The 11,262-nt window shown below is 72.2% G+C and carries 10 protein-coding genes; 2 read left to right on the top strand and 8 right to left on the bottom strand.

Annotation, left to right across the window (positions count from 1 at the left end):
- Nucleotides 1-198: 198 nt before the first annotated feature.
- From AB0959_RS49775 to manD, 4 genes are all read right to left on the bottom strand, one after another.
- On the bottom strand, nt 199-1,239 hold the full coding sequence (locus tag AB0959_RS49775; protein ID WP_366833619.1) for an L-idonate 5-dehydrogenase: 1,041 nt from the start codon (nt 1,237-1,239) through the stop codon (nt 199-201).
- Nucleotides 1,236-2,630, bottom strand: coding sequence for an MFS transporter (locus AB0959_RS49770; RefSeq protein ID WP_366833618.1), 1,395 nt, complete (start codon nt 2,628-2,630; stop codon nt 1,236-1,238). Before AB0959_RS49770 ends, AB0959_RS49775 begins: the two co-directional genes overlap by 4 nt.
- Before the next feature lie 123 nt (nt 2,631-2,753).
- On the bottom strand, nt 2,754-4,166 hold the full coding sequence (locus tag AB0959_RS49765) for a mannitol dehydrogenase family protein (RefSeq protein ID WP_366833617.1): 1,413 nt from the start codon (nt 4,164-4,166) through the stop codon (nt 2,754-2,756).
- 5 nt (nt 4,167-4,171) lie between these two features.
- Nucleotides 4,172-5,380, bottom strand: coding sequence for a D-mannonate dehydratase ManD (manD, locus tag AB0959_RS49760; protein WP_366833616.1), 1,209 nt, complete (start codon nt 5,378-5,380; stop codon nt 4,172-4,174).
- 215 nt (nt 5,381-5,595) lie between these two features.
- Here manD and AB0959_RS49755 point away from each other — a divergent pair, with 215 nt between their 5' ends.
- Entirely contained in the window at nt 5,596-6,309 is a 714-nt protein-coding gene (locus tag AB0959_RS49755; RefSeq protein WP_366833615.1) for a GntR family transcriptional regulator, read from the top strand.
- A gap of 5 nt (nt 6,310-6,314) precedes the next feature.
- Here the strand turns inward: AB0959_RS49755 and AB0959_RS49750 are convergent, their stop codons facing one another.
- The gene (locus AB0959_RS49750) at nt 6,315-7,220 is read right to left on the bottom strand and encodes a 2-hydroxy-3-oxopropionate reductase (protein ID WP_366833614.1); all 906 of its coding nucleotides are present in this window, start codon (nt 7,218-7,220) and stop codon (nt 6,315-6,317) included.
- A gap of 243 nt (nt 7,221-7,463) precedes the next feature.
- Between AB0959_RS49750 and AB0959_RS49745 the strand changes: the two genes are divergently transcribed.
- Complete coding sequence (locus tag AB0959_RS49745) at nt 7,464-8,351, top strand: sugar phosphate isomerase/epimerase (RefSeq protein ID WP_366833613.1); 888 nt, start codon at nt 7,464-7,466, stop codon at nt 8,349-8,351.
- A 71-nt stretch (nt 8,352-8,422) separates the two neighbouring features.
- Here AB0959_RS49745 and AB0959_RS49740 read toward each other — a convergent pair whose 3' ends face one another.
- Genes AB0959_RS49740 through AB0959_RS49730 form a run of 3 tightly spaced genes read right to left on the bottom strand, consistent with a single transcriptional unit; the run spans nt 8,423 to nt 11,246 of the window.
- Nucleotides 8,423-9,445 (bottom strand): Gfo/Idh/MocA family oxidoreductase, encoded by a 1,023-nt coding sequence (locus tag AB0959_RS49740; protein ID WP_366833612.1) that lies wholly within the window; start codon nt 9,443-9,445, stop codon nt 8,423-8,425.
- Nucleotides 9,442-10,446 carry a Gfo/Idh/MocA family oxidoreductase gene (locus tag AB0959_RS49735; RefSeq protein ID WP_366833611.1) on the bottom strand — a complete coding sequence of 335 codons (1,005 nt, stop codon included), beginning with the start codon at nt 10,444-10,446 and terminating at the stop codon, nt 9,442-9,444. Before AB0959_RS49735 ends, AB0959_RS49740 begins: the two co-directional genes overlap by 4 nt.
- Nucleotides 10,447-10,484: 38 nt before the next feature.
- Nucleotides 10,485-11,246, bottom strand: coding sequence for an SDR family oxidoreductase (locus AB0959_RS49730; RefSeq protein ID WP_366833610.1), 762 nt, complete (start codon nt 11,244-11,246; stop codon nt 10,485-10,487).
- Nucleotides 11,247-11,262: the final 16 nt, after the last annotated feature.

Here is an 11,262-nt window from a genome sequence, read left to right as displayed (position 1 = left end):
CCTCTGGTGGGGGGCGGGCGCGGGGTGGGCCGGGCCGGGCCTGTGTGGGGGGGGGGGGGGGGGGGTTTGGGGGGGGGGGGGCCGGGCGGGGGGGGGGGGGGGGGGGGCCCCCCCCCCCACGCCTCTCGCGGGAGGAACCGCGGGAGGGACCGCGGGGGCCGCCCCGAACCGTCCGGCCTTCGTCACGTCCGGCCGTCGTCAGGCACCCATGGCCTGCGTCAGACGCAGCATCACCTTGCTGCTGGAGCTACCGGGGTCGCCGGCGACCGCGAGGGCGCGCTCGGCCTGGTCGAGCGGGAAGCGGTGGCTGATGACCGGGGAGACGTCCAGGCCGTCGCGCAGGGCGACGAGGGCGTCGTCGATCTCGTCCACGAAGCGGTAGGAACCGATCCAGGTGATCTCGCGGGTGACCAGGTCGCCCAGGACGGAGGGCTCGGCCGTCCCGGGCAGGTTGCCGACCTGCACGACGGTGCCGCCGCGTGCGGTGGCCCGCAGTACCGGTCCCAGGGCGGCCGGTGCGCCGGACGCCTCGAAGGCGACGTCGACGTCCTGCGGCAGTTCCCCGCCGCGGGAGACGGCGACCACCGCGTCCGCACCCATGCGCCGCGCCACGGAGAGCGACGAGGCGGAGAGATCGGCGGCGATCACCGTGCGCGCCCCGCGGTACTTGGCGGCGGCGACGACCAGGGAACCGATCGGTCCCGCGCCGTTGACCAGGACGGTCCGGCCTCGCAGGTCGGGCACGCGGCCGACGGCGTGCAGGGCGACCGCCAGCGGCTCGGCCAGCGCGCCCGATTCGGTGTCCACCCCCTCGGGAAGCGGGCGGACCTGCGCCGCGGGTACGGCCCGGAACTCGCTGAACCCACCGTCGGTGTGCGGGGTGAGGGCCGCCGAGCCGAAGTAGCGGACGCGGGGGTGCAGGTTGGTGCGTCCGGCGAGCCGCTCCGGCAGGAGGTCGCCGCCCTCGGGCCGGGCCGGATGGACCGTCACCGGCTGTCCCTCCGACAGACCGGTGACCTCCGCTCCCAAGGCCGCGACCCGGCCTGCGACCTCGTGGCCGAGGACCAGGGGGTGAGCGAGCGCGGCGGTGCCGGAGGCGCCCTTGCGCCAGTAGGAGACGTCGGATCCGCAGATGCCGCCCCACTCCATGGCGAGCAGCACCTCGTCCCGCGCCGGCTCGGGCCGGGGCCGTTCGTCGATCCTCACGTCCCCGGCGCCGTGCACGACGACGGCTTTCATACAGCGTCCTCCAGTCGAACGAGGTCACGGCCGCGCGTCTCGGGGGAGAGGAGCGCGCCGGCGAGGGTGATCAGGGAGTAGACGACGAGCATCGCCGCGATGGGCCACCAACTGCCGGTGGCGGCGGTCAGGCTCGCCGCGAGGACAGGGCCGATGGCGGTGGCGAGGACGCCGCCGATCTCCTTGGCCAGCGCGAGCTGGGTGAACCGAGTGCGTGCGCCGAAGAGTTCGGCCATGGTCACGCTCTCCAGCGCGAACAGTCCGAGGACGCCGATGTTCAGGCCCAGGACCATGCCCAGCATCACGGCGGGGGTGCTGCCGGAGGCGATCAGCATCATCACCGGGAAGGCGAGGACGACCGTGAGCGCGGTGAGCGCCACGTACATCCTGCGCCGTCCGAAGCGGTCGCCGAGCAGGCCCACGGCGGGCACGGTGACGAAGCCGAGGAGCGACCCGTAGACGATGGCGTCCGTGGGCACGGAGCGCCCGGCCGAGAGGTTGGTGGCGATGTAGCCGACGAGGAACGTCTGGATCAGCCCGGAGTTGCCCGCCTGGCCGAAGCGCAGCGCCAGCGCGAGGAAGAACGCCTTGCCCTTGCGCTGCTTCATGCCCGCTTCCAGCACGCCGGTGTCGTCCCCCGCACCCTCGGAGACCGCGGACTCGACCTCGCGCCGGGACATCGCCACGCCGTCCACGACGTCGGCGCGCTCCTCGAACACCGGGCTCTCCTTGAGGTTGCGGCGCAGCCACACGGCGAACAGCAGCAGGGCGAAGCTCATCAGGAAGGGCAGGCGCCATCCCCATGCCAGCAGCTGGTCCTCGCTGAGGACGGCGAGCAGGATCGCCCACACCCCGGACGCCGCGAGCGTCCCCGAGTTGGTGCCCAGTGACACCAGCGAGGAGACCAGACCGCGCCGCTTGGTCGGGGCGTACTCGGCGAGCATCACGGTGGCGCCGGCGATCTCCGCGCCCGCCCCGAAGCCCTGGGCGAGCCGGAGCACGACGAGCAGGACCGGTGCCAGGATGCCGATCGACGCGTAGGTGGGCAGGACGCCGATGAGGGTGGTCGAGGCACCCATGAGCAGGATGGTGATCGTCAGGACCTTCTTGCGGCCCAGCCGGTCTCCCATCCGGCCGAAGTACACCGCGCCGGCGAGCCGGGCGACGTAGCCGACGCCGTAGGTGGCCATCGCGGCGATGAGGCCGATCGCCGGGCTGACGTCAGGGAAGAAGATCTTGTTGAAGACGATCGCGGCCGCCAGCGAGTACAGCTGGAAGTCCATGAACTCCATGGCCGTACCCAGCCAGCCGGACACGGCGGCCTTGGTCAGATCGCTGGTGGTGCGTTGGACGGCGCCGACTGGCTCCGCCGTGGTGGTGCGGTCCTTCATCGTGAACTCCGTTGTTCTGGGGACGTGAGCGGGGGCGTGTGCGGGGGGCGGAGGCGGGGGTGGCGGAGGTGGGGGACGGTGCGGCGGGACGCGGGGCGGGCCGTCGCCGAGGGCCGTCCCGGTTCAGATGTCGACGTGCCCGGCGCGCAGGGCGGGGAGATGCCGGGCGACGGCGGCGGTGAGAGCGGCGTCGTCCGCGAGGTCGGGCGCGCCGACGGTCGTCAGGAGTGCGCGGACGGTGTCCGCCGGAGCCGCGCCGGTACGCCAGCACGCGGCGAGCGCGTCCTGCGCGGGATCGGTGACGCCGTGGTCCTGCGCGTCGGGCCTGGTGGTGTGCGCCCAGCCCGCGAGGGCGAGTTCGAGCACCGGGGTGGCGGCGCCGCGCTCGCGCAGTGACCGCAGGGCGGGCAGCCAGCGCTCGGTGATCTTCAGCGATCCGTCCGAGGCGATCTGCCGCAACAGGTGCCGCATGGCCGTGTTGCCGAAGCGGGTGACGAGGTCGTCGGCGTACCGCTCCGGGTCGGGACCGCCGGCGGGCAGGGTGGGCGCGACCTCGGCGCACAGCGCCTTCACCAGCCGCTCCCCCCAGTCACGGGCCATGGTGTCGGCGATGGTGGTGCGGCCCGCGGCGAGCCCGAGGAAGGCGAGCGCCGAGTGCGAGCCGTTGAGCAGCCGCAGCTTGGTGAGCTGGTAGGGCGCGACATCGGGGACGAGCAGCGCGCCGTCGAGCTCCCACGGTGGGCGCGGGGCGGCGAAACGGTCCTCCATGACCCACTGCCGGTACGGCTCGCCGCTCACGGGAAGCGCGTCGTCGACCCCCAGCGCGGTGGCCGTCGCCGCCACGTCGTCGGCCGTGGTGGCGGGGACGATCCGGTCCACGACGGTGTCGGGAAAGGCCACGTGCCGGGCCATCAGCTCCAGCACCCGCTCGCGGTCCCGCCATCCCGACGCGCGGACGACATCCCGTACGACGCGGCCCAGCACAGCGCCGTTGTCCGCCATGTTGTCGCAGGAGACGACACTGATCGGGGCCGCGCCGGAGCGCATCCGGGCGGCGAGAGCGGTGGCGAGCCGCCCGATCACCGTGGTTTCGAGAGCGGGAACCGCCGTGTCCAGACCACCGGTGCGGGACGAACGGTGGTAGCCCTTCTCCGTGATGGTGAGCGTCACCACGGTGGTCTCCGGATCGGCGAGCAGGGCGTCGACGGCCGAGGCGTCCCGTCCCATGGCGTAGGCGCCGGTGATCGACCCGATGACCCGTGGGGCGCTGCCCTCGGGGTGGCGTTCCGTCACCGAGTACAGGCAGTCCTGTGCGCGGAGGGCGTCCACGGTCTCCGTCGACCGGGGAGCGACCGCGGCGATGCCCCAGGGCTCGCCCGACCGCGCCGCCGCGTTCTCCGTGTAGACGGCCTGGTGCGCCCGGTGGAAGGCGCCGATGCCGAAGTGGACCACCCGCGGGCGCAGTGCGGCGGGATCGACCAGGGGACGCATCTCGGGCGCGAGCCCGTGCAGCGCGGGCAGGTTCAGGGATCTCATGTCGCTCACCAGTCGTGTACGGAGCCGTCGAGGCGGCGCGCCACCGGCAGATAGCGCCGCTGGTAGGGGAAGCGTTCGGCGGCCTTCTCGTCGTACTCCACTCCGAGGCCTGGGTCGTCGGAGGGGTGCAGCATCCCGTCGGCGAAGGTGACGCCCGTGCGGAACACCTCGGCGGCCTCCTCCGGGTGGCCCATGTGCTCCTGGATGCCGAAGTTCGGCACGGCGATGTCGAGGTGCACGGCGGCGGCCATGCTGACGGGGGAGAGGTCGGTGGCTCCGTGCGAACCGGTGCGGACCTGGTAGAGCGCGGCGAGGTCGAAGATCCGGCGCAGATGCGTGATGCCGCCCGCGTGGACCACGGTGGTGCGCACGTAGTCGATGAGCTGCTCGGTGATCAGGTGCTGGACGTCCCAGATCGTGTTCAGGACCTCGCCGACGGCGATCGGTGTCGTGGTGTGCTGCCGGATGAGCCGGAACGCCTCCTGGTTCTCGGCCGGGGTGGGGTCCTCCATCCAGAACAGCCGGCAGCCCTCGACGCTCTTGCCGAAGCGGGCCGCCTCGATCGGGGTGAGCCGGTGGTGGATGTCGTGCAGGAGGTGGAAGCCGAAGCCGAAGCGCTCCCGCACGGCCTCCAGGTACGTGGGCGCGAAGCCGAGGTAGGCCTCGGTGTCCCAGGGCTGTTCGTCGGGCAGGTCGGTCGCCGCCGGTTCGTACAGCTTGCCCTTGCGGACGCCGTAGGTGCCGCCGACGTCGGGTACGGCCGCCTGCGCCCGTACGGCCTTGTAGCCGAGCTCCAGGTAGCGCTCGACGTCGTCGAGCAGCGACGGCACGTCGGTGCCGCTGGCGTGCGAGTAGACGAGCACGCCGTCGCGGGACCGTCCGCCGAGCAGCTGGTAGACGGGCAGTCCGGCGGTCTTGCCCTTGATGTCCCACAGGGCGGTGTCGACGGCGGCGATGGCGGTCATGGTGACCGGTCCGCGCCGCCAGTACGCACCTCGGTAGAGGTACTGCCAGATGTCCTCGATCCGCGCCGGATCCCTGCCGATCAGCAGCGGGACGACGTGGTCCTGCAGATAGCTCGCCACGGACAGCTCGCGGCCGTTGAGCGTGGCGTCACCGAGGCCGGTCACTCCGTCCGTGGTGGTGATGCGCAGTGTGACGAACGTGCGCCCGGGGGAGGCGACGAACACCTCTACGCGCTCGATCCTGCTCACTGATGAGCTCTCCTAACGGCAGCGGCTGTCGGCGCCGGCGAAACGGCTGACGGCCCTCGGGCGGCCCGCACAGGTCGGGCCGCGTTGTCGAACAGTACTGGTATACAAGCACCTGTCGCGCAGATCCGGCAATGCCCCTGCCGGGGTCTTTCCGTGGAGAAGGGGTCTCGCGGCCGTGTGCCGGGCGCTCATGATCCCGGCGATACGATGGACGTATGGCCCAACCGAAACGGCAGCGGACCAGTCGGCGTGAGATCTATGTGATGTTGCGTCAGATGGTGCTGACGCTCCAACTCCCCCCGGGCGCCGCGCTGTCGGAGAACGAGCTCGCGGCGTCGCTGGGCGTCAGCCGTACGCCGGTGCGGGAGAGCCTGATCCTTCTGTCCCAGGAAGGGCTCGTGCAGGTCTTCCCGCAGATCGGCTCGTTCGTCTCACGGGTGGACCCGGCCCAGGTCGCGGACGCCCAGTTCCTGCGGGAGGCGGTCGAGCTGGCCGCGCTGGACGACCTGCCCCCGGACCTGGACCCCGCGGTCATCAAGGAGCTGCGCGACAACCTCGGGCGTCAGCAGCGCGAGGGCCTCGGGCTGGAGGAGTTCTTCGAGCTGGACGAGGCGTTCCACCAGGGCCTGATGCGGCTGAGCGGACACGCGAACGCCTGGACGACCGTCGCCGCCGCCAAGGGGCACCTGGACCGTGCCCGCCGCCTGGGCCTGTACGAGAACGCGTCGCCCGCGGTGTTCGCCGACCAGCACCGGGAGATCTTCGACGCGGTGGTGGGCGGCGACGTGTCACTGGCGCGCGCGGCGATGCGCACGCACCTGCGGGCCGTCTTCAGCGACATCGAACGCATCAGGGCCCATTCGCCCGAGCTGTTCGCCACCGACTCCTCGGCGGTGCCGGTGCGGCGCAACGTCGTGGTCTGGGAGTAGCGCACTCACTCCGTCTCGCGGCCCGACAGCCGCTCGACGCCGCGCAGCAGGGCGGAGTGGTCGAGCCCGCCGTCGCCGCTCGCCCGGGCGGAGGCCATCAGCTGGGCGGTGAGGGCGCCCAGGGGGAGGACCGCGCCGGTGGCGCGGGCCGCGTCGGTGACGATGCCCATGTCCTTGTGGTGCAGGTCGATGCGGAACCCCGGCTTGAAGTCCCGCTCCAGCATGGCGGCCTTCTTGCGGGCGAGGACGGTGGAACCGGCCAGACCCCCGCCGAGGACCTCCAGGGCGGAGGGCAGGTCGGCGCCCGCCTTCTCCAGGAAGACGACCGCCTCGGCCAGCGCCTGGATGTTGACGGCGACGATGAGCTGGTTGGCGGCCTTGACGGTCTGGCCCGCACCGTGCGGGCCGACGTGGACGACGGTCGTACCGAGAGCGCCGAAGACCGGCTGGGCCTCGTCGAAGTCCGCCGCGTCGCCGCCGGCCATGATGGACAGCACGCCCTCGACGGCACCGGCCTCACCACCGGACACCGGGGCGTCCAGGACGCGGACGCCCTTGCCGCGGCCCGCCTCGGCGATCGCGACGGCGGTTCGGGGACTGACACTGCTCATGTCGATGAGGAGGGTGCCCGGGCGGGCGTGGTCCAGCACGCCGTTCTCGCCGAGGACGACCTCGGTGACCTCGGGGTCCGCGGGGAGCATCGTGATGACGACGTCCGCGTCGGCGACCGCGGCCGCGATGCTGTCCGCCCCCTGGCCTCCCGCCTCGACCAGGCGGTCCACCGCCGGGCGGCTCCGGTTGTGTCCGACGACGGTGTGCCCGGCCCGGACGAGGTTGGCGGCCATGGGGGAGCCCATGATGCCGAGGCCGATGAAGGCGATCGTGCGGGACTGGACGGCTGACGTACCCATGTGGTCTGCGCTTCCTTCGGGGCTGGTCGTGACCCGACACTATGACGCCCCGCGAGCACGGCCCAAGGGCGCCTCCGAAGAGCGCGGATGACAGGCCGAGGACGTGCCCGATGATGGATAAATGATGGGTTCCATCTCTTCAGTAATGCGGTGCGCCCCACCTACCTTTGCGTCCGGGGAACGTCCCGGTCGGTCGCCCGCGGCGGTCGCCTGCCCCGACCGCAATCACCGAAAGGCCACGGCATGAGCACCGCAGCGCAGCACAGGATCGCCGGCGCCCCCATCTCCTGGGGCGTCTGCGAAGTACCCGGCTGGGGCTACCAGTTGACGCCCGAGCGCGTCCTGACGGAGATGCGCGAGGTGGGTCTGGCCGCCACCGAGTTCGGCCCCGACGGCTTCCTGCCCGGCGAACCGGACGCCATGGCCCAGGTTCTCGCCCACCACGACCTGAAGGCCATCGGCGGCTTCACCCCGCTCCTGCTCCACGTCCCCGGCCACGACCCGGTGCCCGGGGTGGAACAGCTCCTGGAGAACTACGCGGCCTCGAACGCCGACGTCCTCGTCCTGTCGGCCGTCACCGGCCAGGACGGCTACGACTCCCGTCCCGAGCTCGACGCCGATGGCTGGAAGCTGCTGCTGTCCAACCTCGACCGCCTGACGAGCCTGGCCGCCGAACGCGGCGTACGAGCCGTGCTGCACCCGCACGTCGGCACCATGATCGAGAACGGCGACGAGGTACGGCGCGTCCTGGAGGACTCGGCGATCTCGCTCTGCCTCGACACCGGGCACCTGCTCATCGGCGGCACCGACCCGGCCGAACTCACCCGCCAGGCACCCGAGCGGATCGCCCACACCCACATGAAGGACGTGGACGCCTCCCTCGCCGCCAAGGTCCAGTCCGGCCGCCTCAGCTACACGGACGCCGTGCGCGGGGGCATGTACCGCCCGCTCGGCGCGGGCGACGTCGACGTCGAGGCCATCGTGACCCACCTCGCCGCCCGCGGATACGACGGCTGGTACGTCCTGGAGCAGGACACCATCCTCACCGAGGAGCCCAGCCAGAAGGGCCCGGTCGAGGACGTGTGGGCCAGCGTCGAACACCTGCGCTCGGTGCTCGGCGGCGCCGCGTAGTACGCGGACACAGCAGGAGACAGAGCAGGAGGGGGTGGCACCGGTCCGGTGCCACCCCCTCCTTTCGCTTCTCACACCGCGGTCGGAGGAACAACCGTCCGCGGCCGGACCGGGAAGCCCGCGGCCCGGTAGCAGTCGTCGATGAGGCGCATGGTGGTCAGCGCGTCAGCGGCGTCGAGCGCGAGGGGCGCGCCCTGACGCAGATGGGCGGCTAAGGCGTCGAGCTGGTAGGTGTACGAGGAGCGGCGGCCGAGTTCCTCGGTGCGCTCACCGGCGGCCGTGCGCACCACCACCCGGTCGTCCAGATGCGGCAGGACGAAGTTCATCGCCGTGGCCTCGCCCTGGCTGCCCACGATCCGGCAGCTGAACTGCAATTCGTGGTGCGCCATGTGGCAGCGGGCGCTGCCGGTCGCACCGTTCGGGAACTCCAGGTCGGCGTCCAGCCATTCGTCGATCCCGGGCACGTCCGCCCTCTCGCCACCACGTGCGGCGACCAGGCGGGGCGCGCCGCCCGCCCAGGGAGCGACCATCCGCTGGGCGTGGAGCGCATAGCAGCCCACGTCCATCACGGCGCCGCCCGCGAGCGGGAACGACCAGCGCGGGTCGCCGTCCGGCGGCGCGGGCATGGCCATGACCGTCTCCACATGCCGGAGTTCGCCCAGCTCCCCGCTCTCCAGCAGTTCGTGGAGGCGCCGGGTGACCGGGTGGAAGAGGTAGTGGAAGCCCTCCATGAAAACCGTGCCCGCCTTGGTGACGGCCTTCTGGACCTCGGCCGCCTCCTCCGCGTTGCTCGCGGACGGCTTCTCCGTCAGCACGTGCTTGCCGGCGGCGAGGGCGGCCACGTTCCACGGCCCGTGCAGGCCGTTGGCGAGAGGGTTGTAGACGACCTCGACCTCGGGGTCGGCGACGAGTTCGGCGTACGACCCGACGACCCGCTCCACACCGTGCTGTTCCGCGAAAGCGGTGGCGCGGGCGTGGTCCCGGGCGGCCACCGCGACGAGGCGGTGGCCGCCCGCACGGGCGGGTCCCACGATCGAGCGCTCGGCGATCCGGGCCGCGCCCAGCACACCGATCCGCAGCGGCTCCCCCGTCATGCCTTGCGTACCTCCTCCAGCCGCACCGGCCGGTGCTCGTGCAGGGACAGCGTGCACGCCTCGGCGATCCAGCTCGCCTCGATGGCGTCCGCCACCGTGCACGGAGAGGGGCGGGTGCCCGCCACGACCTCGGTGAACGCGGTGAGCTCGGCGCGGTAGGCGGCGGCGAAGCGGTCCATGAAGAAGTCGTGCGGCGTGCCCGAGGGGAAGGTGACCCCCGGCTCGACGGACCGCAGCGGCAGCCGGTCCTCCAGGCCCACCGCGATGCTGTCCTTCATGCCGTGCAGCTCCAGGCGCACGTCGTAACCGCGGGCGTTGTGACGGGAGTTGGAGATGACGGCGATGGTGCCGTCGTCCAGGGTGAGCAGCGCCGAGGCGGTGTCGACGTCACCGGCCGCCGCGATGTAGTCCGCGCCGCGGTTGCCGCCGGTCGCGTACACCTCGACCACCTCGCGGCCCGTCACCCAGCGCACGATGTCGAAGTCGTGGACGCTGCAGTCGCGGAAGATGCCCCCGGAGACGGCCACGTAGGCGGCCGGCGGAGGGGCCGGGTCCAGGGTCGTGGACCGTACGGTGTGCAGCAGGCCGAGCTCGCCACTCACCACGGCCTTCCGCGCGGCGACGCAGCCCGCGTCGAAGCGCCGGTTGTAGCCGATGTGCACCTCGACCCCGCCGTCCTCGACGGCGTGCAGCACTTCCAGGCTCTCCTCGACGCCCTTGGCCACGGGCTTCTCGCAGAAGACCGGGACGCCCGCCTTGACGGCCGCGAGGATGAGCTCGGGGTGCGCGTCGGTCGCGGCCGCGATGACGACGCCGTCGACACCGGCGGCGAACACGGCCTCGGGGGAGTCCACCGCCGTAGCTCCGAACCGTTCGGCGGCGGACGCGGCGGCCGCGGCCACCGGGTCGGTGACGACGAGGGAGTCCACGACGTCGAGTCCTGCCAGGGTTTCCGCGTGGAACGCGCCGATCCGGCCCAGCCCCATGATGCCCAAACGCATGATCTTGCTCCTTCAGCCCAAAGGGCGGTTCAGGCGGTTCAGTCGAGCCCGCCGAAAACTGTCTGGTCCCAGTCGATCACCGATCCGGTGACCACCCCGCTGCGCTCGGACAACAGGAAGACGACGAAATCGGCGATCTCGTCGACCTGGCCGAGCTTGCCCATGGGCTGCGACCGGGCGGCCTTCTCCCGCCAGTCGTCGCCCGCTCCGTGGAAGGCGCGCTGTATCGCGTCCTCGCCCTCCGTGTCCGTCCAGCCGATGTTGAGGCCGTTGATCCGGATCCTGTCCCAGCGGTGCGCGTGCGCGGCGTTGCGGGTCAGTCCCGCGAGGCCGGCCTTGGACGCGGAGTACGGGGCGAGGAACGGCTGTCCGCCGTGCGCGGAGGTCGTGATGATGTTGACGATCGTCCCCGGCGCCTCGCGGCCGACCAGGTGCTTCACGGCCGCCTGCATCGCGAAGAACGGCGCCCGCAGATTGATCGCGACGTGTGCGTCGAACAGCTCCGGCGTGGTGTCCAGCAGCGAGCCGCGCGAGGTCAGCCCCGCCGCGTTGACGAGGCAGTCGACGCGACCGTGCTCGGCCACCGCGCGGATGACGCTGTCGCGCGCCTGATCCGGGTCCGCGAGGTCCGCGGGCACGAAGTGGGCGCCCGTTTCGGCGGCGAGCTCTTCGCCGACCTCCACCCGGCGTCCCGTGAACGCGACGGTCGCGCCCTCGCGCAGGGCCGCCCGTACGATGCCCGCGCCGACGCCCTGGCTGCCGCCGTTGACGAGGACGACCTTGTCCTCGAGCAGTCCCATGAGTACCTGGTCTCCT

It is taken from the genome of Streptomyces sp. NPDC046862, assembly GCF_040704615.1.
In the GTDB taxonomy this organism is placed as follows: domain Bacteria; phylum Actinomycetota; class Actinomycetes; order Streptomycetales; family Streptomycetaceae; genus Streptomyces.
The sequence above is the reverse complement of the archived record's forward strand: the minus strand, read 5'-3'. Positions and strand labels throughout refer to the sequence as shown.